The organism is Streptomyces bicolor, from assembly GCF_000719285.1.
In the GTDB taxonomy this organism is placed as follows: Bacteria; Actinomycetota; Actinomycetes; order Streptomycetales; family Streptomycetaceae; genus Streptomyces; species Streptomyces bicolor.
The window spans coordinates 16,007-38,461 of sequence record NZ_JOFS01000052.1; the positions used below are offsets into that span (position 1 = coordinate 16,007).

The following is a 22,455-nucleotide window of genomic DNA, read 5'->3' on the forward strand; positions in this document are numbered from 1 at the left end:
GGACGCCGGTCACGCCGCTGAGCGGACGACGGCCGACGTCACCCGTCCTCGTCAGGAAACCGCGCTCCGCAGCCCCTGCACATCGATCTGTTCCGTCTCGTCATGAGCCGTCAGGTCGATGACCTGACCGATCCCCCGGGACTCCTCGTCCGCCGGCTTGAACTCCGCCTCGGACTCGGCCTTGTGGAGGGCGAGGGCCTCCTGGCCCACGACGTCGGCGAGGTCCTCGTTCTGGACGGACTCCAGCGCGGAGGGCGCCGCCGCCCCCGTCTTCGTACCGAAGAAGTCGAATCCGCCCTCGATCGCCGGACGCCGAGAGGGCGTCGCCGGTACGACGGCCACGGCGGTCGGCGCGATGAAATGACCTGCCGGCTGCTGCGACGGGACGGAACCGGCCGGAGGCAGGGCGGGCCGGGCCGCGGCGACGGCCTCCGCCGTAGCGACCGCGTCCGCCTTGCTGAGGGCGCCTGCCGTGGTGTTGGCGGCCGCGCGCTCGTGCCCGTCGACCGCCTCGGGCTTCCCCTGCGCTTCGTCCTCCAGGGCGGGCTCCGTGCTGGATCCGCCGACGTGCTCGGCCTCGGTGGTCTGCGCCTTGGCGGTCTGAGACTCGGTGGTCTGCGCCTTGGCGGTCTGAGACTCGGAGCTCTGCGCCTCGGTGGCGCCCGAACCGTCCTTCGCGGACTCGTCGTTGGCCGGCCCGTCGCCCTTCGGGGGCTCGTTCTTCGGAGGCTCGTCCTTCGGGAACTCGTCCTTGGCGGACTTGCCGTCCGTGGACTCACCGTCCTTCGCGGCCTCGTCCTCGTCGAACCGCGCCAACGCCGCCTTGGCCCGCAGGAACAGCCGCGACCCCTCCGGCGAGAAGACCGCCGGAGCCGCCGGCGTCTCCTCGGCGGACTCGGTTTCCGCACCCTCCGCCACGGCCTCGGCGGAGGCAGCCACAGCCTCCGTCTCCTCCTCCGAAGCGGTGGCGACCGGCGCCGGCGGCAACGCGCGCGTGGGCGTGGCCGCCTCTATCTCCAGAACCCGTCGCTCCTCCAGGACGCTCGCGCGCTCGGTCTCCGACGTGGCGTACCGGCGCAGCAGCGCCGCGTGCTCGTTGCGCAGCCCCGCGAGCTCCGCCCGCTTGGCCCGCAGCCGCTGCTCCAGCTTCATGCGCAGCTCGCGCGACTCCTCGAGGTCGGTCTCCAGCTCGGCGACCCGCTCCTCGTACCGCCACTCGTCGCTCGCACGCGCGCGCGTGAGGTCGGCGACCTTCTTGCCGGCCTGGGTGTCCCAGCGCCGCATGACGACCGCGCCGACGACCGCCGTCGCCGCGGCGGCCGCGGCAAGGCCGCGCAGCACGATGGGCTCGGTGAACACCCAGGGGGCGAGGGCCCAGACGACGGAGACGCCTGCGATCGCCGACGGGGGCAGCAGCCTGTGCAAGGGCGGGGAATGACGGTGACGTCCACGTGGCATGGCCAGAAACTTACCGCGCGTAGGCGAATCTTGTTGCCCCGCCCCGTAAAAAGACAGCCATCGCGAGTCGTTCACACGGCATCAGGAATCAGATCCGACGCCGAATTAACCAAGAACCAAGATCACAAGCCCGTCGGTCCCGCCGTTCGGCCATCTCACCTGCCGCTCAGCCGCCCGCTCATCCACTCCAGCGTCCCCGGAATCTCCCGCCGCCAGGTGTTGAAGTTGTGCCCGCCGCTTTCGAGGATGATCGAGGAGATGCGCGTCAGCTTCGTGGCCTTCACGCGCTCAATGAACTTCAGCGTGGCCTTGTAGTTGGATTCTCCAACTTTGCTGCTGCTGACGAGCAGCGAAGTGTCCGGAGCCGGCATGTGCTTGAGGTACCACCACAGGTTCGCGCGATTGCGCAGTTCCTCGTCACCCTGGAAGAGATCGCCGGTCGTGGCGTCGATCGGCGCGTTGTAGTACGCGGAAAGCCCCGCCCCCGCGGCGTACACCCCGGGATGGTGCATGGCGAGCTTCAACGCGCAGTAGCCGCCGGTCGAGTCCCCGATGATTCCCCAACTGCCGGGCCCGTCGCCCACCCTGTAGTGGCCGTTCACCGCCTCGGGCAGGTCCGCCGCGAAGAACGTCTCGGTCTGCGGCCCCCCGGGAATGTCCACGCACTCCGTGTCCCGCGGCGGCGCCACGGTCGGCCGCATCATCACCAGGATCATCGGCTCCATACGGCCCTGCGCGGCGAGTCTCGCGGCCGTACGCGGATAGTCGAGCTTGTCCACCAGCGCCTGAGCCGTACCGGGATAGCCGGTGAGGACGACGGCCGCCGGGAACTTACGCGTGCGGAACTCCGGCTGAAAATACTCGGGCGGCAGATAGACGTACGCGGGCGTGGCGATGTGCGACGTCCGGCCCACGATGTCGACCTTCTGGATCTGACCGCCCAGCTGCGGACTGGCGCTCGCCGCCCCCGGCACCCGCTTCGTGTCCAGGACCCGCAGCGGCCCGCGTTCCGGCGTGTGGTCCACGACGACGCCCTGGTCCTTCTCCTGCCCGAACAGGTCGGCCCAGCTGGCGTAGAACCCGAAGGCTTGGTTGGCGGCCAGGCCCACCGCCATGAAGAGCGCCAGCTGCGTGGAGAGCAACAGGCCCACGCGTGCGCTCACCGCCCGCCAGCCGCTCCGCGCCAGCCGTGGCCACTGCCACACCGTGCCGACGAACAACCCTATGGCGGCGAGAACCGCCAGCGCCAGCACCTTGTCGCTCGTGAGACCCATCGATGGTTACCTGTCCGCGCTTTCCGCCCGGGCCGCACGGACACCTGCTCCGCGCGCTGCCTCCCCCGCTCCTTCGCAAGGGCTTGCCCCGGACTTTCCTTGGCCTTTGAAACGGTTTTGGGGAGCAGAGTGAACCTCTCCCCTCGAGACACCGTCCTAGAGGGCGCAATGTCGCCGGATGCCCGAATCGGCACCGGATCCAACGTCTCTCGCAGAACACTGGGATGCGATGTCTGTCAGGACAGATGTGGAAATGTCGGGCAAGGTTCCTCAACGGTCGAGCCAGGTAGGGCATCTGTCGAGCCGCGTACGCCACCTGCTGCGCGGCCCGCGCCCCGAGGCCGTTCCCGTCCTCGTCGGCAGGGCCTGTGCCCTGGTGGGCCTGCTGAACATCGCGGCGGGAGTCTTCCCGCGCTTCCGGCACAGCCGTATGCACGCCATCGCCGAGGTGCTGCCGGGCGCGTTCGGCCCGTTCGCGGCCGCTCTGTCGCTCAGCGCGGGCGTGCTGTTGCTGCTGCTCGCCCACGGCCTCAAGCGCGGCAAGCGGCGGGCCTGGCGCGCCGCGGCCGTCCTGCTGCCTGCCGGAGCGGTGGCGCAGTTCACGTACCGCCACTCCGTCGTGGGCGTGGTCATCTCGCTCGCGCTGCTCTGGGCGCTGCTGCGCCACCGTGACCAGTTCGCGGCGCTGCCCGACCCGCGCAGCAGGTGGCGCGCGCTGGCCAACTTCGTCCTCATGGGCGCCGGTTCGCTCGCCCTCGGCCTGATCATCGTCAGCGCCCACCCGAAGACGCTGATCGGCGACCCGAGCCTGGCCGACCGCATCGCGCACGTCATCTACGGCCTGTTCGGCTTCGAGGGACCGGTCGCCTACCAGGGGAACACCTCCTGGACGGTCGCCTTCTCCCTCGGCGCCCTCGGCTGGATCACCGCGGTCACCACGATCTACCTCGCCTTCCGTCCCGAACACCCCGCCGCGCAACTCACCGAGGACGACGAGGCACGCCTGCGCGCCCTGCTGGCCAAGCACGGCGCCCGCGACTCCCTCGGCCACTTCGCGCTGCGCCGCGACAAGGCCGTCGTCTTCTCCCCCAGCGGCAAGGCCGCGGTGACCTACCGCGTCGTCTCCGGCGTGATGCTCGCCAGCGGCGACCCGATCGGCGACGTCGAGGCCTGGCCCGGCGCCATCGAACGCTTCATGGACGAGGCCAAGGCCCACTCCTGGACCCCGGCCGTCATGGGCTGCTCCGAGACCGGCGCCGAGGTGTGGACCCGCGAGACCGGGCTCGACGCCCTCGAACTGGGCGACGAGGCGGTGGTGGACGTCCCGGATTTCTCGCTCGCCGGCCGCGCGATGCGCAACGTACGTCAGATGGTCAAGCGCATCGAGCGCGCCGGTTACGAGACCCGGGTACGTCGTGTCCGTGACCTCGGCGAGGCCGAGCTGGACCGCATCCGCCGCGCCGCCGACGACTGGCGCGGCACCGACACCGAGCGCGGCTTCTCCATGGCCCTGGGCCGCGTCGGCGACCCGGCCGACGGCGACTGCCTCATCGCCACCGCCCACAAGGCCGACGAGGAGCCCGGTCCGTACGGCGACCTCAAGGCGATCCTCCACTTCGTGCCGTGGGGCACGGACGGCGCGTCGCTGGACCTGATGCGCCGCGACCGCTCGGCGGACCCCGGCATGAACGAGCTGCTGATCGTGGCCGCCCTCCAGGCCGCCCCGAAGTTCGGCATCGCGCGCGTGTCGCTCAACTTCGCCATGTTCCGCTCGGCGCTGGCGCGCGGCGAGAAGATCGGCGCGGGCCCGGTGCTGCGCGCCTGGCGGGGCCTGCTGGTCTTCCTGTCCCGCTGGTTCCAGATCGAGTCCCTGTACAAGTTCAACGCCAAGTTCCGGCCGCGCTGGGAGCCCCGCTTCGTCGTCTACCGCGCCTCCGCCGACCTGCCCCGCCTCGGCTTCGCCGCCATGCAGGCGGAGGGCTTCGTGAACCTGGCCCTGCCGCTCCCGCGCTTCCTGCGCCGCGGCACGGCCACTCCGCGCCCCTGTCCCCACCAGGTGGCGGAGCGGGAGGTCCGCGCGGCATAACCGCGACCACCCGCGACCGGCCCGAGCGGGAGCCCCCACCCCCCGGCTCCCACTCGGGCCGCGGCACGTCGCGACCCGCCCTTGGGCCTACGCTGAACGTATGAGCAAGCAGAGCGGACGCGGACGCGTCGCGGGGCTTCCCGAGTGGGACCGGTGCGCGGTCATGGGAGTCGTCAACGTCACCCCCGACTCCTTCTCCGACGGCGGCCGCTGGTTCGACACGACGTCCGCCGTCAAGCACGGCCTGGCCCTCGTCGAGGAGGGCGCCGACCTCGTCGACGTCGGCGGCGAGTCCACCCGCCCCGGTGCCACCCGGGTCGACGAGGACGAGGAACTGCGCCGCGTCATCCCCGTCGTCCGCGGCCTCGCCTCCGAGGGCGTCGCCGTCTCCGTCGACACCATGCGCGCCTCGGTCGCCGAGCAGGCCCTCGCCGCCGGCGCCGCCCTCGTCAACGACGTCAGCGGCGGCCTGGCCGACCCCGCGATGATCCCCGTGGTCGCCGACGCCGGCGCCCCCTTCGTCGTCATGCACTGGCGCGGCTTCCTGCAGGGCGGGAACGTCAAGGGCGTCTACGACGACGTCGTCGCCGAAGTCACCGCCGAGCTGCACGCGCGCGTGGAGGCCGTTCTGGAGGGCGGCATCTCCCCCGACCGCATCGTCGTCGACCCCGGCCTCGGCTTCTCCAAGGACGGCGAGCACGACCTCGTGCTCCTCGCCCACCTCGACCGTCTCCTCGGCCTCGGTCACCCCCTTCTCGTCGCCGCCTCCCGCAAGCGGTTCCTCGGCCGCGTCCTCGCCGGCCCTCAGGGCGCGCCGCCGCCCGCGCGTGAGCGCGACGCGGCCACGGCCGCCGTCTCGGCGCTCGCGGCGCACGCCGGCGCGTGGGCGGTGCGCGTGCACGAGGTGCGCGCAACGGCGGACGCGGTACGGGTCGCGCGCGCCATCGAGGGAGCGCGTGACACCGAGAACACGCCCGGCGCGAAGGTCGCCGAAGGAGCCCGGTGAGCGCCCCCCACACCGACGTCGAACAGGTCGAGGCAGCCAACACCGCCTTCTACGAGGCCATGGAGCGCGGCGACTTCGAAGAGCTCTCCTCGCTCTGGCTCACCCCGTCCGACCTGGGCGTCGACGAGACCTACCACGACCCGGCCGACACCGGCGTGATCTCCTGCGTACACCCCGGCTGGCCGGTGCTCACCGGACGCGGCGAGGTCCTCAGGTCGTACGCCCTGATCATGGCGAACACCGACTACATCCAGTTCTTCCTCACCGACGTCCATGTCTCCGTCACCGGCGACACCGCCCTGGTGACCTGCACCGAGAACATCCTCAGCGGCGGCCCCGCCCCCGAGGGCGGCGATGAGCTCGGCCCCCTCGTGGGCCAGCTCGTGGTCGCCACGAACGTGTTCCGGCGCACACCCGACGGCTGGAAGATCTGGTCGCACCACGCCTCCCCGGTTCTGGCCGAAAACGACGAGGAAGAGGGCGACAGCAGCACCTCCTGAGTGGGGAGTCGCCCCTCAGGGACGTCCCCGGGAATGACCAGAATGACCACGGGGACGGACGCGGGAACGGACACGGAGACGACGCCCGGGAGCCACTCGCACGAGGGTCCGCCGGGCCCCGCCGGGACCAAGAAGTGGTTGGAATCACGCGTCTGCGGGTAGGCGCGGCTACCAACCCGTGAGCCACCGGATTCCCCAGGGGAAACACGCGATGAATCCTCCTGGCCCCGGACCGGGCCCACGGCCCCCTGGCCCGGCCCTGTCAGTGCCCGCAGGTAGATTCGTTCGAGGCCGGTGTGCCGCCCGCACGCGGCAGCGACCGGCCGTCACCGACGATTGCAGGAGTGATTCGCGTGGATCGTGTCGCGCTGCGCGGCCTGAAGGCCCGCGGGTACCACGGTGTGTTCCCCGAGGAGCGCAGGGAGGGCCAGACCTTCGTCGTGGACCTCGTCCTGGGCCTGGACACCCGTCCGGCCGCGGCCGACGACGACCTGGCGAAGACCGTTCACTACGGCATCGTGGCGGAGGAGGTCGTGGCCGTCGTCGAGGGCGAACCGGTCAACCTCATCGAGACGCTCGCCGAACGCATCGCCCAGGCCTGCCTGAAGCACGGAGGGGTCCAGGAGGTCGAGGTCACCGTCCACAAGCCGGACGCGCCGATCACCGTCCCCTTCGACGACGTGACCGTCACCATCACCCGGAGCCGAGTATGACCGCGTTCTTCACCGAGGGTCACAGCGACCCGACCGTACAGCCGGTACCCGCCTCCGTCGTCGAGAAGGTCGACGCCGCCGACACCACTCTCCAGAACCCCAAACTGGCGGTGATCTCCCTCGGCTCCAACCTCGGCAACCGCCTGGAGACGCTCCAGGGGGCCGTCGACGCTCTGGAGGACACCCCCGGCGTGCGCATCAAGGCCGTCTCCCCCGTCTACGAGACCGAGCCATGGGGCGTCGAGCCGGGCACCCAGCCCTCCTACTTCAACGCGATCGTGGTCCTCAAGACCACGCTCCCCCCGTCCTCCCTCCTGGAGCGGGCCCAAGCGGTCGAGGAGGCCTTCCACCGCGTACGGGACGAGCGATGGGGCGCGCGCACCCTCGACGTCGACATCGTGGCGTACGCCGATGTCGTCTCCGACGACCCGAACCTGACCCTCCCCCACCCGCGCGCCCACGAGCGTGCCTTCGTCCTCGCCCCCTGGCACGACGTCGACCCGCAGGCACAGCTTCCGGGCCGCGGCTCGGTGACCGACCTCCTGGCCGGCATCACCCGCGAAGGTGTCGCACCGCGCGCGGACCTGGAACTCCGGCTGCCCGAATAGTCGTTAAGGTCAAGACGACACATTCCGTGGGACTCGGGGGAGCTGAAGGGACGCCGTGAGAGAGCTGCGCATCAGGATGCTGGCCGGTGTGTTCATCGTCGCCGGAGTCCTGTCCTGGGCGGGCGCCCGCCTGTGGAACGCCGTGGGGACCCTGCCCAGCGTCCCGCTGGCGGCCCCCATCGTCCTCGCCCTGATCGCCGTGGTCATCCTGGCCACGGCGATCTCGATCCGCGCCCGCCTCAAGGCGCAGCGCGAACGCCGCCCCGAGGCCAAGGGCGTCGACCCCCTGATGGCCGCCCGCGCGGTCGTCTTCGGCCACGCCAGCGCGCTGGTCGCCGCCCTGGTTGCCGGCATGTACGGCGGCACCGGCGTCTTCCTGCTGGAATCCCTCGACATCCCCGCCCGCCGCGACCAGGCCATCTACGCCGGCTTCTCGGTCCTGGCGGGCATCGGCGTGATAGCGGCAGCGATCTTCCTGGAGCGCGTCTGCAAGCTCCCGGAGGATGACGAGCACAACGGCGCGGGGACGGCCCCGACGGTGTAGCGCGGGGTCAGCTCACCGGTGTCAGCGGTGGGCCATGATGAGGCTCATCGCCTCGTTGCGGGTCGCCGCATCCCGCAGCTGACCGCGCACCGCCGACGTTATGGTCATCGCGCCGGGCTTGCGGATACCGCGCATCGACATGCACATGTGCTCGCACTCCACGACGACGATCACGCCGCGCGGCTCCAGGATCTCCATGAGCGAGTCGGCGATCTGCGTAGTGAGACGTTCCTGCACCTGCGGACGGCGGGCAAAGACATCCACCAGCCGGGCCAGCTTGGACAGCCCGGTGATCTTGCCGGAGGTGGCCGGAATGTACCCGACATGAGCGACGCCCCGGAACGGCACCAGATGGTGCTCACATGTCGAGTACACCTCAATGTCCTTCACGAGCACCATCTCGTCGTGCCCGATGTCGAACGTGGTCGTCAGCACGTCCTCGGGCTTCTGCCACAGCCCCGCGAAGATTTCCTTGTACGCCCGTGCCACCCGCCCCGGCGTCTCCCGCAACCCCTCCCGGTCCGGATCCTCCCCAACCGCGATCAGCAGTTCACGCACAGCGTTCTCGGCGCGCTTCTCGTCGAACTCGCCGATGAAGCCCTCGCCATCCAGCGTCACGGGGTCGGTCATGTGGTGCCTCGTTCCTGTGCGGGTCGCGCGCGTGTGGACCACGTACGCGGATGATCTGCGGACATACCAAAATGCCGCGCCCCCCAGGCTAAAACCAGGGGGGCACGGCATCCATTCCGGGCCCGGTGACGTCACCGGGGGCCGGGGTGTCAGCTCTCGGGACGCTCCTCGGGAGCCGGCTCGGTCGCCGGGGCGGGCTCCGTCACCGTCGACTTGGCGGTGGTGATCGCCGGAGTCGCGCCGTTGGCGCCGTTCGTCAGTGCGAGCTCCTTCGGGGAGAGCACCGGCGGACGGGTGGACGGCGTGCGGCGGGAGGAACCGGTCCAGGCGGGCCGCGGCGGGCGCTTGACGATCGGGGCGAAGATCTCCGCGATCTCCTCCTTGCCGAGCGTCTCCTTCTCCAGGAGGGCCAGGACGAGGTTGTCGAGGACGTCGCGGTTCTCGACCAGGATCTCCCAGGCTTCGTTATGCGCGTTCTCGATGAGTTTCTTGACTTCCTCGTCCACCAGCGCGGCGACCTCTTCCGAGTAGTCGCGCTGGTGAGCCATCTCACGTCCGAGGAACGGCTCGGTGTTGTCGCCGCCGAACTTGATGGCGCCGAGACGCTCGGTCATGCCGTACTGGGTGACCATTGCGCGGGCCGTTGCCGTGGCCTTCTCGATGTCGTTCGCGGCACCCGTGGTCGGGTCGTGGAAGACCAGTTCCTCGGCCGCGCGGCCGCCCAGCATGTAAGCGAGCTGGTCCAGCATCTCGTTGCGCGTGGTCGAGTACTTGTCCTCGTCCGGGAGCACCATCGTGTAGCCGAGGGCTCGGCCTCTCGACAGGATCGTGATCTTGTGGACCGGGTCGGAGTTCGGGGAGGCCGCCGCGACCAGGGCGTGGCCGCCCTCGTGGTACGCGGTGATCTTCTTTTCCTTGTCCGACATGATCCGGGTCCGCTTCTGCGGGCCCGCCACGACGCGGTCGATGGCCTCGTCGAGCATGTGGTTGTCGATCAGCTTCTTGTCCGAGCGGGCGGTGAGCAGCGCGGCCTCGTTGAGGACGTTGCTCAGGTCCGCACCGGTGAAGCCCGGCGTGCGGCGGGCTACCGCCGAGAGGTCGACGTCCGGCGCGACCGGCTTGCCCTTCTGGTGGACCTTGAGGATCTCCAGTCGGCCCTGCATGTCCGGGCGGTCGACCGCGATCTGGCGGTCGAAGCGGCCGGGGCGCAGGAGGGCCGGGTCGAGGATGTCGGGGCGGTTCGTCGCGGCGATGAGGATCACGCCGCCCTTGACGTCGAAGCCGTCCATCTCGACGAGCAGCTGGTTCAGGGTCTGCTCGCGCTCGTCGTGGCCGCCGCCGAGGCCGGCGCCGCGGTGGCGGCCGACCGCGTCGATCTCGTCGACGAAGACGATCGCCGGGGCGTTCGCCTTGGCCTGCTCGAACAGGTCACGGACTCGGGAGGCACCGACACCGACGAACATCTCGACGAAGTCGGAACCGGAGATCGAGTAGAAGGGGACGCCCGCCTCGCCGGCGACAGCGCGCGCGAGGAGCGTCTTGCCGGTGCCGGGAGGGCCGTAGAGCAGGACGCCCTTGGGGATCTTCGCGCCGACGGCCTGGAACTTGGCCGGCTCCTGGAGGAACTCCTTGATCTCGTGGAGTTCCTCGACGGCCTCGTCCGAGCCGGCGACGTCCGCGAACGTCGTCTTCGGGGTGTCCTTGGTGATGAGCTTCGCCTTGGACTTCCCGAAGTTCATGACCCGGGAGCCGCCGCCCTGCATCTGGTTCATCAGGAACAGGAAGACGACGACGATGAGGACGAAGGGCAGCAGGGAGAGCAGGATGCCGACGAACGGGTTCTGCTTGGACGGCGAGACCGTGTAGCCGTCGGGGATCTGCTTCTGCTGGTACTTGTTCTGCAGCGTGTTGGCGATGTCCACGCCTTGGTCGCCGATGTAGGACGCCTGGATCTTGGTGGCGCCCTCGACCTTCTCGCCCTCCTTGAGCTGGGCCTTGACGGTCTGCTCGTCGCCGGTGGTCAGCTTGACCGACTCGACCTTGTTCTCATTGATCGCCTGAATGACCTGGCCGGTGTCCACCGTCTTGTAGCCGCCGGACGAGCCGACGACCTGCATCAACACGACCACGGCAAGGACGGCCAGCACGATCCACATGACCGGCCCACGGAAGTATCGCTTCACGTCCATCCATACGGAGCGGTGCCGCCCCGTCCCTCCTGCCATAGTGAGTTTGATAAGACAGTTCTTCTGACGGTACCCCAGCTTTGACGGCCGTAGCCGCACGGGAGGGCTGGCAAAGCCCGTCTGCATGCTCCAACGCCGCGAGGCCCGCCGGGGTTCCCGATCTTCGTACGGGGCTTGGGCCCTTCGGGTCCGCTTTCGCGGACCGCCGGGCTCAGCCGCCGTAGACGTGGGGCGCGAGCGTACCGACGAACGGGAGGTTGCGGTACTTCTCGGCGTAGTCGAGGCCGTAGCCGACGACGAACTCGTTGGGGATGTCGAAGCCGACCCATTCGACGTCGATGGCGACCTTGGCGGCGTCCGGCTTGCGCAGCAGGGTGCACACCTTCAGCGACTCGGGCTCGCGGGACCCGAGGTTGGACAGCAGCCAGGACAGGGTCAGGCCGGAGTCGATGATGTCCTCGACGATGAGGACGTGCTTGCCCTTGATGTCGGTGTCGAGGTCCTTGAGGATCCGCACCACACCGGAGGACTGGGTGCCGGCGCCGTACGACGAGACGGCCATCCAGTCCATGGTGACGGGGGTGGACAGCGCCCGGGCGAGGTCGGCCATGACCATCACCGCGCCCTTGAGGACACCGACGATGAGCAGGTCCTTGCCCTCGTACTCCGCGTCGATCTTCGCGGCCAGCTCGGCCAGCTTGGCGTCGATCTCTTCCTTGGTGATGAGTACCTGCTTGAGGTCGGCACCCATGTCTTTCGCGTCCACCCGCATCACTTTCGGTCGTCCCGCACTTACGGCCAGCGGCTGACAAGCTCCCCCGAAGGGGAGACCCGGACCCGCCCCGGAGGCGTCCGAAGGGTTCCGGTGTCTCCCTGAGAGGGGCGTTTTCAGCCTTGCCGAATCACCAGTCTGCCACCCTGGCGCTGGGCCACGACTTTGCCGGGGAGATTGATGGCTCCCTGGCCGCGCCAGCCGGTGATGAGACGGTCGACTTCCTCGATGTGGCGGGCGAACAGCGCACCGGCCGGCGCCCCGGCCTCGATGGCGGCGCGGCGCAGGATCCGGCGGCGTACGGCGGGCGGCAGCGCGTACAGCTTCGCGCACTCCAGGAGGCCGGCCGAGTCGCGGACGGCGGCCTCGGCCTGGCGGGCCCAGGAGTCGAGGGCGTCGGCGTCGTCGCGGGAGAGCTGGGCCGTGCGGGCGAGGGCCTCGACGACGCCCTTGCCGAGCGCCTTCTCCAGGGCGGGGAGGCCTTCCTGGCGCAGCCGCGACCTGGTGTACGCGGGATCGGCGTTGTGGGGGTCGTCCCACACGGGGAGGGACTGGACCATGCACGCCTTGCGGGCGGTCTGCCGGTCGATGTGGAGGAAGGGGCGCCGGTAACGGCCGCCGGCCCCCGAGACCGCGGCCATGCCGGACAGGGAGCGGATGCCGGAGCCGCGGGCGAGGCCGAGGAGGACGGTTTCGGCCTGGTCGTCGCGGGTGTGGCCGAGCAGGACGGCGAAGGCGCCGTGGCGTACCGCGGCGGCGTCGAGGGCGGCGTAGCGGGCGTCGCGGGCGGCGGCCTCGGGTCCGCCTTCGCGGCCGACGGTGACGGCGATGGACTCGACCGGGTCGAGGCCGAGTTCGCGCATGCGCAGAACGACCTCCTCGGCGCGCAGGTCGGAGCCGGGCTGCAGTCCGTGGTCGACGGTGACGGCGCCGGCGCGGATGCCGAGCTTGGGGGCCTCGAAGGCGAGGGCGGAGGCGAGGGCCATGGAGTCGGCGCCGCCGGAGCACGCGACGAGCACGAGCGGGGAGGGGGATCGCTCGTACGAGGCGGTGTGCGCGGGTTCCTGCGGGGGTGTGCCGGGGGGCTCGTACGACGGCTCGCGCGAAGTGCCGTGGGCGCCCGCGTGGCTCATGGGGTCGTACGCGGCGGCGGCCGTGGGGTCGTACGCCACCGTGGTGAACGTGGTGGCCGCCGACGTGACGGATGGCGCCGTCGGCGGTGTCGCGGGCGATGTCCCGTAGGAGGTCGCGCGCGGGCTGCCGGGCGCTGGTGCGTCTGATGTGCGGCTGTGTTCGGTGAGGATGTCGTGGAGGACGCGGCGGACCGCCAGGCGTATCGCCGCGACCGCTGGATGGGGACCCATGTCCGGTTCCCTTCATGAAATTGTCGGGGGGTGAGCCCGAGGTCGGTCACTCAGAGTGTGTAGATGGTGACAGAACCGGGCCGTGCCCCGAGCATTGCACGCCTACCCATGGCTCACGGTCCCTCGGACGGGTGATTGGAGGGGCGTTCGACTGCCGTCGGCCGGATTCGGTGCACGACTGTCGTATGAGATGCGCGACTCGGCGCGGGATTCACGACTCCGCCTTGCGGTGCACCCGCGCGACCCAGTCCGCCGGTTTGGCGATCTCCGCCTTGGTGGGGAGGGTGTTCGGGGACGTCCACACGCGGTTGAAGCCGTCCATGCCGACCTGTTCGACGACGGCCCGTACGAAGCGTTCGCCTTCTCGGTACTGCCGGAGTTTGGCGTCCAGACCCAGCAGTTTGCGCAGGGCCATGTCCAGCCTCGAGGCGCCCTTGGCGCGTCGCTGCTGGAACTTCTCGCGGATCTCGGCGACGGACGGCACGACGGCCGGGCCGACGCCGTCCATCACGAAGTCGGCGTGGCCCTCCAGGAGGGACATCGCGGCGGTGAGACGGCCGAGGACCTCACGCTGGGCCGGGGTCTGCACCAGTTCCACGAAGGACCGGCCGCCGTCGTCCTCCTCGGCCTCGGGCCGCCCGCCCGCGAGGGACTGCACGGCCTCGCGGACGCGCTCCAGGACGGTCATGGGGTCGACGTCGGTCTCTCCCAAGAAAGACTGGATTTCGCCCTCCAGGTGGTCCCGCAGCCACGGCACCGCGCTGAACTGCGTGCGGTGGGTCTCCTCGTGCAGGCACACCCACAGGCGGAAGTCGTGGGGCTGTACGTCGAGTTCGCGCTCCACGTGCACGATGTTCGGGGCGACGAGGAGGAGCCTGCCGCCGCCGTTCTCGCCGGCCGGGAGTTCGCGGGTGGCGGGGGCGAAGGTCTCGTACTGGCCGAGGACGCGGGAGGCCAGGAACGACAGCAGCATGCCGAGTTCGACGCCGGTGACCTTGCCGCCGACCGCGCCGAGCATCGCGCCGCCGGGGCTGCTGCCGCGGCGCTCCTGCATCTTGCCGAGCAGGGGCTTGAGGATCTCCCGGAAACCGGCGACGTTCGCCCGTACCCAGCCGGGGCGGTCGACGACCAGGACGGGGGTGTCGTGGGTGTCCTCCGTGCCCATACGAGTGAAGCCCCGGACGTGTTCCTCCGAGGCCTTGGCGTGTCGGCGCAGCTCGGCGACGACGGCCCTGGCCTCGTCGCGGCTCACCTCGGGGCCCGGCCGTACGAGCCGGGTCGCGGTTGCCACCGCGAGATTCCAGTCGACCATCTCGGCACCACCGATGCTCGTCATGTGTCAACCGTACGTGAGCGGTCCCACTTGGGGCAGGCCGTGAGGGGTTGGCTCGGTGGGCGGTGAGTTGTGGGGGACACGGTGGATTGGCAAGGGCTGGTCTCGGTACGGGCGGCGCACGGCGTGGGGGGTGGGCGGGTTGCCGAGGGCAGCGGCGGGCTACCCGCGGCTCCGCGAGGTCAGCTGCAGCCGCACGACGCCAGTGCCGTCGCCGTCCTGTCCAGGGCCGACTGGGCCGGACCGGGGGCCGGTGTGTTGGAGGCCATGAAGGCGAAGGCAAGCAGGCGGCCGTCCTGGTCGACCACCGTGCCTGCCAGGGTGTTCACGCCGGTCAGGGTGCCTGTCTTGGCTCGTACGATGCCTGCCGCGCCGTCCGTGTAGCGGCTGGACAGCGTGCCGGTGAAGCCTGCCACCGGGAGGCCCGTGAGGGTGGAGCGGAGTTCGGGGTGGGCCGGGTCGGAGGCCTTGGCCAGGAGGGCCGTGAGGAGGCCGGCGGTCAGTCTGTCGTCGCGGTTGAGGCCGCTGCCGTCCTTGAAGACGGCGCCGGTCACCGGCAGGCCGAGTTTCCTCAGCTGGGCCCGGATCGCCTCGTCGGCGCCGTCGAAGTCGGCACGCTCGCCGCTGGCCACGGCCGTCTGGCGGGCCAGGGCCTCGGCGATGTCGTTGTCGCTGTTGGTGAGCATGCGCTCGACCAGGGTGGAGAGCGGGGGCGAGGCGACCTCGGCGAGCGACTCGGCGCGGTTGGTCGCCTTGGACGGACCGGGGGACGTTGTCCTGATGCCGTGGTCGGCGAGGAAGGCCGCGAACTTGGTCGCCGCGTCCTTCGCCGGGTCCGCCGCCCGGGGCGCCGGGCCGCTGGTGGAGCCGTCGGTGCGGGCCTCGTCGGCCATCAGGGCGGTGACCCGGGCGATGTTGTCGTTCACTCCGATGGGGTGCAGGTCGGGGCCCGTGTACAGGGTCGTGTCGTACGAGAGGGTGACCTGGCTCAGGCCGTGCTTCTTCAGCGCCTCGGCCGTGGCGGCGGCCAGCTCGCGCAGGCTCGCCCAGCCGTCGGCCTCCTTGCGGGCCGTCAGTGTGGGGTCGCCGCCGCCGACCAGGACCAGTTCCTTGGTGTCGGGTTCCAGCGCGGTGCGGGTGGTGAGGCGGTGGTCGGGGCCGAGCGCGGCGAGGGCGGCCGCGCCGGTGGCGATCTTCGTCGTCGAGGCAGGGATCAGCGGCTTGGAGGCTCCTTCGCCGTAGAGGGCCTTGCCGCTGGCCACGTCCACGACCGCGGCGCTGCGGGTGCCGAGTTCCGGGACGTCGAGGAGCGGGCCCAGGACGCCGGCGAGGGCCTTGCCGTTCGGGGCCGACTTCACGGTGCCGGTGCCGCCACCGAGGCCGGTGAGGACGGAGGCCGCGCTGGGGGCGGGAAGGGGCGCCTTGGCTGCCGTATCGGACGTATCGGTATGACGACCGTGATCTGCGCCACCCGTGCGCTCCTGGGCGGCCGCCCAGTCCCGCTCGGCCGTACGCTGACCGGTGGAGTCCCAGGGACCGGCGGCGGTCACCGCTCCGGCGGCCAGCGCCAGTCCGGCGGTGGCGGCGCCCACGGTGTACTGCCAGGTCTTCGGCTTGCGCGTCCGTGCGAGACATGGGCGTACGGCCTCCGCGGCCCGTGCCAGACGCGGTCGTACGGCGCCCGCGAACCGCGTCACATGCGGTCTCGCGGCTCGCCAAGGCCTCAGCTCTGGCACTACCACCAGCCCCTTTCGCGATCACACACCTGCGTGAGGGACACTTAACCACCAGAACTATGTGCTGATCATGGAGGAGCCACCGGTGGAGTTCGACGTCACGATCGAGATCCCGAAGGGTTCGCGGAACAAGTACGAGGTGGACCACGAGACCGGTCGGATCCGCCTGGACCGTCGACTCTTCACCTCGACCGCCTACCCGACCGACTACGGCTTCGTCGAGAACACCCTCGGCGAGGACGGCGACCCGCTGGACGCGCTGGTCATCCTGGACGAGCCGACCTTCCCGGGCTGCCTGATCAAGTGCCGCGCCATCGGCATGTTCCGGATGACGGACGAGGCCGGCGGCGACGACAAGCTGCTGTGCGTGCCGGCGACGGACCCGCGTGTGGAGCACCTGCGTGACATCCACCACGTCTCCGAGTTCGACCGCCTGGAGATCCAGCACTTCTTCGAGGTCTACAAGGACCTGGAGCCCGGCAAGTCCGTCGAGGGCGCCGACTGGGTCGGCCGCACCGAGGCCGAGGCCGAGATCGAGCGTTCCTACAAGCGCTTCAAGGACCAGGGCGGCCACTGAGCCATCGGGCTGAGGCACCGGCTGCTCTGAGCCATGTGAACGGGCTGCACGCGTGCGCGTGCGGCCCGTTCGTGTGTCTGTGCGCATACTGAGTGCGGCAGGAGGTGTCGTAACAGGGAGCGCTACTCACGTGACGGAGGCGGAAGACCGCAAGCCGCAGTCGGACGAGGCGAGGATGGCCTTCGCGCCGCCCGCGGGGATCGAGGTGGGGGACAGCGAGTCGGAGACCACGTCCGAGTTCGCCCTCCCCAAGGGGCTGGGTGTACCGCAGCCGCCGGTCCAGGAACCCGAGGGCTCGGCGTTCCGGGCACCGAGCGGCTACAGCGTCGAGGACGCCTCCCCCGCGTTCACCCCCGCGACCGGCATACCGAAGATCAGCCTGACCAAGGATCTGCCCTGGCAGGACCGGATGCGAACGATGCTGCGCATGCCGGTGGCCGAGCGGCCCGCCCCGGAGCGGATGCCGAAGGTGGAGGAGGAGGGTCCGGCCGTCCCGCGCGTGCTCGACCTGACCCTGCGTATCGGCGAGCTGCTGCTGGCGGGCGGTGAGGGCGCGGAGGACGTCGAGGCGGCGATGTTCGCGGTCTGCCGGTCCTACGGCCTGGACCGCTGCGAGCCGAACGTCACCTTCACCCTGTTGTCGATCTCGTACCAGCCGTCGCTGGTGGACGATCCGGTGACGGCGTCGCGCACGGTACGGCGGCGCGGTACCGACTACACGCGTCTGGCCGCCGTGTACCAGCTCGTCGACGACCTCAGCGACCCGGAGAGCCATATCTCCCTGGAGGAGTCCTACGGGCGGCTCGCGGAGATCCGCCGCAACCGGCACCCGTACCCGACCTGGGTGCTGACCGGGGCGAGCGGGCTGCTCGCGGGGGCGGCCTCCGTACTGGTCGGCGGTGACCTGATCGTCTTCATCGCGGCCATGCTGGGCGCGATGCTCGGCGACCGGCTGGCGTGGCTGTGCGCGGGGCGCGGGCTGCCGGAGTTCTACCAGTTCACGGTGGCCGCGATGCCGCCGGCCGCGATCGGGGTCGCGCTGACGCTGGCGCACGTCGACGTGAAGGCCTCCGCGGTCATCACCGGTGGGCTGTTCGCGCTGCTGCCCGGGCGGGCGCTGGTGGCCGGCGTGCAGGACGGGCTGACCGGCTTCTACATCACCGCGGCCGCGCGCCTGCTGGAAGTCATGTACTTCTTCGTCGGCATCGTCGTCGGTGTGCTGGTGATCCTGTACCTCGGCGTGAACCTGGGCGCCGGCCCCGACCCCGACGCGCTGCTGAACATCTCCGAGCGGCCGTACTGGCAGATCGGCGCGTCGATGCTGCTGTCGCTGACCTTCGCGGTGCTGCTCCAGCAGGAACGGTCCACCGTGCTCGCCGTGACCCTCAACGGGGGTGTCGCGTGGGTGGTCTACGGCGCGCTGCACTACGCCGGTGAGCTGTCGCCGGTTGCCTCTACGGCTGTCGCGGCGGGGTTGGTGGGGTTGTTCGGGCAGCTGATGGCGCGGTATCGGTTCGCGTCGGCGTTGCCGTACACGACGGCGGCGATCGGGCCCCTGTTGCCGGGGTCGGCCACGTACTTCGGGCTGTTGTCGATCGCGCAGAACAAGGTGGATGCGGGGCTTGTTTCGCTGGCCACGGCTGCTTCATTGGCCATGGCCATCGCTATCGGGGTGAACCTCGGGTCGGAGATCTCCCGTTTGTTCCTGCGGATCGGGTCGCCTGAGAAGCGGCGGGCCGCCAAGCGGACGCGGGGATTCTGAGCGCCGGGTGCCTACTGGGTCGGGGCCCTGTGTCCATCGGCGGCTGCAGGTTGTTTGTGGCTTGTCGCGCAGTTCCCCGCGCCCCTAGGGGGTTTCAGTAACCCTGGTTCGGCGGGTACTGCTGGTTCTGCTGGCCGTACCCCTGCGGGTACTGCTGGGCGTACGGCTGCTGTTGGTGCTGCTGGCCGTAGTACTGCTGGTCGTAGCCGTACTGCTGCTCGCTCTGGTTGCCGTACTGCTGGTGGCCCTGGTTGCCGTACTGCTGCTGCGGCTGGGGCTGGTCGTCCGACGGGATGCGGCGGAGCTGGGTCGTCGCGTCGTCCATCGGCATGTGCTGCTGCTGGAGGGGGGCCGGGGCCTCGGCCGCCGCGCGCTTCTTCTTGGCGCGCTCCCGCAGGTACTCGATGATGATCGGGACCACCGAGACGAAGACGATCAGGACGAGGATCGCCTCGACGTTCTTGTTGATGAACTCGATCTGGCCGAGCCAGTAACCCGCCAGAGTGACGCCGGTGCCCCAGGCGATGCCGCCGATGACGTTGTACGTGAAGAACGTGCGGTACTTCATACGGCCGGCGCCCGCGACGATGGGGGCGAACGTGCGCACGATCGGCACGAAGCGGGCGAGGACGATCGCCTTCGGACCGTACTTCTCCATGAACTCGTGTGCCTTCTCCAGGTTCTCCTGTTTGAAGAGCTTGGAGTTCGGGCGGTTGAAGAGCTTCGGGCCGAGGAACTTGCCGATCATGTAGCCGACCTGGTCACCGATGACCGCGGCGATGACGATGAGCGTGCAGACCAGCCACAGGGGCTGGCTGATGTACTGGCCCTGAGCCACGAAGAGGCCCGCCGTGAAGAGCAGGGAGTCACCGGGCAGGAACGCGAAGAGGCCGGACTCCGCGAAGACGATCAGCAGGATGCCGGGGAGGCTGAAGGTCTCGATCAGATAGTTCGGGTCGAGCCACTCGGGGCCGAGCGCAAGCGTGGTCACGGGATTGTGGCTCCTGCTGGGAGGGGGGCGGGCGGGATCGGGCTGGCTGCTCAAATTATCAACGCTGCACTGGCCGCCCAGGTTCCATGGACCCCCTCAGGATGCACTGTGCCCCCGCTGGGACAAAGCTGTGATCCATGGGTATCGACGAATACGGCGGTGGGCAGGGACCCCAGCCCGACGTTCTCGTGGTCACGACCAACGACGTTCCCGGCCACCGCGTCACAGAGGTTCTCGGTGAGGTTTTCGGACTGACCGTGCGGTCACGGCACCTCGGCAGTCAGATCGGCGCCGGTCTGAAGTCGCTGGTCGGCGGCGAGCTCCGAGGGCTCACCAAGACGCTGGTGGAGACCCGGAACCAGGCCATGGAGCGGCTGGTCGAGCAGGCACGCGCGCGTGGCGCGAACGGCGTGCTGGCGTTCCGGTTCGATGTGACCGAGGCGGCCGACGTGGGCACCGAGGTGTGTGCCTACGGGACCGCGGTGGTCCTGGCCCGGGAGTGACCCATACGGGGTCCCGGGCCAGGTGTCATGAGGTGTGGCGGGCCGCGTTGGCGAGGATGGCGTCCTTCATATAGGCCGCCAGGCCCGGCTTGGCCTGGTCGATGTTGCGCGTGAACCGCTCGTCCGCGACGTACATCTCACCGAGGCAGGCGTGCATCTCGTACCCGCAGTCGTAGTGGTTGCGGGAGATCCCCTGGCGGTGCTCCTCGGCGACGTCCATCGCGGCCTCGCAGTCCGCGGGCTCGCCGGCCTCCATGAGCGCGACAAAACGCCGGCCGATCTCCTCCGCCTCGCGCTGGATCCGCAGCCAGTCCTCCTTGGTGTAGGAGGCGGCCCGCTGCTGTGACTGCCGGTAGGCGTCGGTGTTGCCCCAGCGGTCCTGCACCTCTTCCTCGTACTGTTCCGGGTCGAAGTCCCCGAACACCTCGAACTTCTCCTCCGGCGTCAGATTGATTCCCATCGTGCGTGCCTCCATGGCGTGCTCCACGGCCGCCGCCATCTTCTGCAGCTTCTCGATCCGGGCGGTCAGCAACTCGTGCTGTCGGCGCAGGTGTTCGCGCGGGTCCGCGTCCGGGTCGTCGAGCAGGGCGGCGACCTCCTCGAGCGGGAAGCCGAGCTCGCGGTAGAACAGGATCTGCTGCAGCCGGTCGAGGTCGGCGTCGCTGTAGCGCCGGTGGCCCGCATGGCTGCGCTCGCTGGGCACGAGCAGGCCGATGTCGTCGTAGTGGTGCAGGGTGCGCACCGTCACACCGGCGAACCCGGCGACCTGTCCCACGGAGTAGCTCACTTCCGCTCCCTTCTCGGTACGCACTCCACACTGAGTCCTTACGTGGCGTGAGGTGCAAGCCCGGCGGGCCGGACCTACCGTCGTATGCATGCCCCTGCATCCTGGGAACAGCGAAGCACCGGACGACAGGGACGGCGGGCGCAGGCTCGCCGTCAACCCCTTCTACGGCGAGGCGAATCCGGTCGGCGGTATGGCCGAGGCACCGCCCACGCATCGGCTGCCGGATGCTCCGCTGTCGCCGTCGACGGCGTACCGGCTGGTGCACGACGAGCTGATGCTGGACGGCAACTCCCGGCTCAACCTGGCCACCTTCGTCACCACCTGGATGGAGCCGCAGGCCGGGGTGCTGATGGGCGAGTGCCGGGACAAGAACATGATCGACAAGGACGAGTACCCGCGCACCGCCGAGCTGGAGCGGCGTTGCGTGGCGATGCTCGCCGACCTGTGGAACGCGCCCGATCCTGCGGCGGCCGTGGGCTGCTCCACCACCGGGTCCAGCGAGGCGTGCATGCTCGCCGGGATGGCGCTGAAGCGGCGCTGGGCGCGGCGCAACGCCGACCGGTATCCCGGCGCGCGCCCCAACCTGGTGATGGGCGTCAACGTCCAGGTCTGCTGGGAGAAGTTCTGCAACTTCTGGGAGGTGGAGCCCCGCCAGGTCCCGATGGAGGGCGAGCGGTTCCATCTCGATCCGCAGGCGGCCGCCGAGCTGTGCGACGAGAACACCATCGGGGTCGTCGGGATCCTCGGCTCCACCTTCGACGGTTCGTACGAGCCGATCGCGCAGCTGTGCGCGGCCCTCGACGCCCTCCAGGAGCGGACCGGGCTCGACATCCCGGTGCACGTCGACGGCGCGTCCGGCGCCATGGTGGCGCCCTTCCTCGACGAGGACCTGATCTGGGACTTCCGCCTGCCGAGGGTCGCCTCGATCAACACCTCGGGGCACAAGTACGGGCTGGTCTACCCGGGCGTCGGCTGGGCGCTGTGGCGGGACAAGGAGGCGCTGCCCGAGGAGCTTGTGTTCCGCGTCACGTACCTGGGCGGCGACATGCCGACGTTCGCGCTGAACTTCTCCCGGCCGGGAGCCCAGGTCGTCGCGCAGTACTACTCGTTCCTGCGGCTGGGGCGGGACGGGTACCGGGCCGTGCAGCAGGCCTCGCGGGACGTGGCCGGCAAGGTCGCCGAGGCCGTGGAGAAGCTCGGCGACTTCCGGCTGCTGACGCGAGGCGACCAGTTGCCCGTGTTCGCCTTCACGACGGCGCCGGACGTCACGGCGTACGACGTCTTCGATGTCTCCCGGCGGCTGCGCGAGCGCGGCTGGCTGGCTGGCTGGTCCCGGCGTACACCTTCCCGCCCCACCGCGAGGACCTGTCCGTCCTCAGGGTCGTCTGCCGCAACGGCTTCTCCGCCGACCTCGCCGAGCTGTTCGTGGAGGACCTGGGCCGACTGCTGCCGGAGCTGCGCCGGCAGCCGCATCCCTTCACGCACGACAAGGAGGCGGCCACCGGCTTCCACCACTAGGTCCTGCCCGTTTGGATCAGCTCGGCTGCGAGGATCGGTTCCGCTCGGCCGACCCGAGCGGGGCGATGGGGGTGCCCCCGCGCGAGCCGGTTCGAGCGTGGGGGAGC

The 22,455-nt window shown here is 70.1% G+C and carries 19 protein-coding genes and 1 pseudogene; 10 read left to right on the forward strand and 10 right to left on the reverse strand.

Going from position 1 to position 22,455, the window contains the following annotated elements:
* Window positions 1-51 precede the first annotated feature (51 nt).
* Window positions 52-1,458: a hypothetical protein gene (locus tag IF78_RS0139795; RefSeq protein ID WP_051828585.1), complete on the reverse strand. Its 1,407-nt coding sequence runs from the start codon at window positions 1,456-1,458 to the stop codon at window positions 52-54.
* A 155-nt stretch (window positions 1,459-1,613) separates the two neighbouring features.
* Window positions 1,614-2,732, reverse strand: a complete 1,119-nt coding sequence (locus IF78_RS0139800; protein ID WP_031487453.1) for an alpha/beta hydrolase — start codon at window positions 2,730-2,732, stop codon at window positions 1,614-1,616.
* Window positions 2,733-2,985: 253 nt separating this feature from the next.
* Between IF78_RS0139800 and IF78_RS0139805 the strand changes: the two genes are divergently transcribed.
* From IF78_RS0139805 to IF78_RS0139830, 6 genes are all read left to right on the forward strand, one after another.
* Window positions 2,986-4,818 (forward strand): phosphatidylglycerol lysyltransferase domain-containing protein, encoded by a 1,833-nt coding sequence (locus IF78_RS0139805; protein ID WP_031487454.1) that lies wholly within the window; start codon window positions 2,986-2,988, stop codon window positions 4,816-4,818.
* 100 nt (window positions 4,819-4,918) lie between these two features.
* Window positions 4,919-5,824, forward strand: coding sequence for a dihydropteroate synthase (gene folP / locus IF78_RS0139810; protein ID WP_031487455.1), 906 nt, complete (start codon window positions 4,919-4,921; stop codon window positions 5,822-5,824).
* On the forward strand, window positions 5,821-6,324 hold the full coding sequence (locus tag IF78_RS0139815) for a nuclear transport factor 2 family protein (protein WP_031487456.1): 504 nt from the start codon (window positions 5,821-5,823) through the stop codon (window positions 6,322-6,324). The genes folP and IF78_RS0139815 overlap by 4 nt, the downstream gene beginning before the upstream one ends.
* A 353-nt stretch (window positions 6,325-6,677) precedes the next feature.
* Window positions 6,678-7,037, forward strand: coding sequence for a dihydroneopterin aldolase (gene folB / locus IF78_RS0139820; protein ID WP_031487457.1), 360 nt, complete (start codon window positions 6,678-6,680; stop codon window positions 7,035-7,037).
* A complete protein-coding gene (gene folK, locus IF78_RS0139825; RefSeq protein WP_031487458.1) occupies window positions 7,034-7,645 on the forward strand; it encodes a 2-amino-4-hydroxy-6-hydroxymethyldihydropteridine diphosphokinase in 612 nt (203 codons plus the stop codon). Before folB ends, folK begins: the two co-directional genes overlap by 4 nt.
* Window positions 7,646-7,700: 55 nt before the next feature.
* Window positions 7,701-8,189, forward strand: coding sequence for a DUF3180 domain-containing protein (locus tag IF78_RS0139830; protein ID WP_031487459.1), 489 nt, complete (start codon window positions 7,701-7,703; stop codon window positions 8,187-8,189).
* A gap of 21 nt (window positions 8,190-8,210) precedes the next feature.
* On the opposite strand, the gene folE is transcribed toward IF78_RS0139830, so the two are convergent.
* From folE to dacB, 6 genes are all read right to left on the reverse strand, one after another.
* On the reverse strand, window positions 8,211-8,819 hold the full coding sequence (gene folE / locus IF78_RS0139835) for a GTP cyclohydrolase I FolE (protein ID WP_031487460.1): 609 nt from the start codon (window positions 8,817-8,819) through the stop codon (window positions 8,211-8,213).
* A gap of 149 nt (window positions 8,820-8,968) precedes the next feature.
* Window positions 8,969-11,008 carry an ATP-dependent zinc metalloprotease FtsH gene (gene ftsH / locus IF78_RS0139840; protein ID WP_031487461.1) on the reverse strand — a complete coding sequence of 680 codons (2,040 nt, stop codon included), beginning with the start codon at window positions 11,006-11,008 and terminating at the stop codon, window positions 8,969-8,971.
* Window positions 11,009-11,216: 208 nt separating this feature from the next.
* Window positions 11,217-11,777 carry a hypoxanthine phosphoribosyltransferase gene (gene hpt / locus IF78_RS0139845; RefSeq protein WP_031487462.1) on the reverse strand — a complete coding sequence of 187 codons (561 nt, stop codon included), beginning with the start codon at window positions 11,775-11,777 and terminating at the stop codon, window positions 11,217-11,219.
* A gap of 116 nt (window positions 11,778-11,893) precedes the next feature.
* On the reverse strand, window positions 11,894-13,141 hold the full coding sequence (tilS, locus tag IF78_RS0139850) for a tRNA lysidine(34) synthetase TilS (RefSeq protein ID WP_031487463.1): 1,248 nt from the start codon (window positions 13,139-13,141) through the stop codon (window positions 11,894-11,896).
* Window positions 13,142-13,352: 211 nt separating this feature from the next.
* Window positions 13,353-14,477 carry a zinc-dependent metalloprotease gene (locus IF78_RS0139855; protein ID WP_031487464.1) on the reverse strand — a complete coding sequence of 375 codons (1,125 nt, stop codon included), beginning with the start codon at window positions 14,475-14,477 and terminating at the stop codon, window positions 13,353-13,355.
* Between the two features lie 179 nt (window positions 14,478-14,656).
* Complete coding sequence (gene dacB / locus IF78_RS0139860) at window positions 14,657-16,216, reverse strand: D-alanyl-D-alanine carboxypeptidase/D-alanyl-D-alanine endopeptidase (RefSeq protein ID WP_031487465.1); 1,560 nt, start codon at window positions 16,214-16,216, stop codon at window positions 14,657-14,659.
* A gap of 79 nt (window positions 16,217-16,295) precedes the next feature.
* On the opposite strand from dacB, the gene IF78_RS0139865 reads away from it, so the two are divergent.
* Together IF78_RS0139865 and IF78_RS0139870 are read left to right on the forward strand one after the other, a co-directional pair.
* The gene (locus tag IF78_RS0139865) at window positions 16,296-16,787 is read left to right on the forward strand and encodes an inorganic diphosphatase (RefSeq protein ID WP_031487466.1); all 492 of its coding nucleotides are present in this window, start codon (window positions 16,296-16,298) and stop codon (window positions 16,785-16,787) included.
* Between the two features lie 130 nt (window positions 16,788-16,917).
* Window positions 16,918-18,549, forward strand: a complete 1,632-nt coding sequence (locus tag IF78_RS0139870) for a threonine/serine exporter family protein (RefSeq protein WP_031487467.1) — start codon at window positions 16,918-16,920, stop codon at window positions 18,547-18,549.
* A 94-nt stretch (window positions 18,550-18,643) separates the two neighbouring features.
* On the opposite strand, the gene IF78_RS0139875 is transcribed toward IF78_RS0139870, so the two are convergent.
* The gene (locus tag IF78_RS0139875; protein WP_031487468.1) at window positions 18,644-19,540 is read right to left on the reverse strand and encodes a DedA family protein; all 897 of its coding nucleotides are present in this window, start codon (window positions 19,538-19,540) and stop codon (window positions 18,644-18,646) included.
* Between the two features lie 137 nt (window positions 19,541-19,677).
* Here IF78_RS0139875 and IF78_RS0139880 point away from each other — a divergent pair, with 137 nt between their 5' ends.
* The gene (locus IF78_RS0139880) at window positions 19,678-20,043 is read left to right on the forward strand and encodes a YbjQ family protein (protein WP_031487469.1); all 366 of its coding nucleotides are present in this window, start codon (window positions 19,678-19,680) and stop codon (window positions 20,041-20,043) included.
* A gap of 25 nt (window positions 20,044-20,068) precedes the next feature.
* Here IF78_RS0139880 and IF78_RS0139885 read toward each other — a convergent pair whose 3' ends face one another.
* Window positions 20,069-20,830 (reverse strand): MerR family transcriptional regulator, encoded by a 762-nt coding sequence (locus tag IF78_RS0139885; RefSeq protein ID WP_031487470.1) that lies wholly within the window; start codon window positions 20,828-20,830, stop codon window positions 20,069-20,071.
* A gap of 88 nt (window positions 20,831-20,918) precedes the next feature.
* Here IF78_RS0139885 and gad point away from each other — a divergent pair.
* A pseudogene (gene gad / locus IF78_RS44440) lies at window positions 20,919-22,348 on the forward strand (glutamate decarboxylase).
* The last annotated feature ends 107 nt before the right edge of the window (window positions 22,349-22,455 follow it).

Excerpts from the sequence above, each read along its gene's own strand:
- folE (WP_031487460.1), bottom strand. The coding sequence starts at position 8,819 with ATGACCGACCCCGTGACGCTGGATGGCGAGGGCTTCATCGGCGAGTTC.
- IF78_RS0139795 (WP_051828585.1), bottom strand. The coding sequence starts at position 1,458 with ATGCCACGTGGACGTCACCGTCATTCCCCGCCCTTGCACAGGCTGCTG.
- IF78_RS0139805 (WP_031487454.1), top strand. The coding sequence starts at position 2,986 with ATGTCGGGCAAGGTTCCTCAACGGTCGAGCCAGGTAGGGCATCTGTCG.
- folP (WP_031487455.1), top strand. The coding sequence starts at position 4,919 with ATGAGCAAGCAGAGCGGACGCGGACGCGTCGCGGGGCTTCCCGAGTGG.
- folK (WP_031487458.1), top strand. The coding sequence starts at position 7,034 with ATGACCGCGTTCTTCACCGAGGGTCACAGCGACCCGACCGTACAGCCG.
- ftsH (WP_031487461.1), bottom strand. The coding sequence starts at position 11,008 with ATGGACGTGAAGCGATACTTCCGTGGGCCGGTCATGTGGATCGTGCTG.
- hpt (WP_031487462.1), bottom strand. The coding sequence starts at position 11,777 with ATGCGGGTGGACGCGAAAGACATGGGTGCCGACCTCAAGCAGGTACTC.
- IF78_RS0139855 (WP_031487464.1), bottom strand. The coding sequence starts at position 14,477 with ATGACGAGCATCGGTGGTGCCGAGATGGTCGACTGGAATCTCGCGGTG.
- IF78_RS0139800 (WP_031487453.1), bottom strand. The coding sequence starts at position 2,732 with ATGGGTCTCACGAGCGACAAGGTGCTGGCGCTGGCGGTTCTCGCCGCC.
- IF78_RS0139880 (WP_031487469.1), top strand. The coding sequence starts at position 19,678 with ATGGGTATCGACGAATACGGCGGTGGGCAGGGACCCCAGCCCGACGTT.
- tilS (WP_031487463.1), bottom strand. The coding sequence starts at position 13,141 with ATGGGTCCCCATCCAGCGGTCGCGGCGATACGCCTGGCGGTCCGCCGC.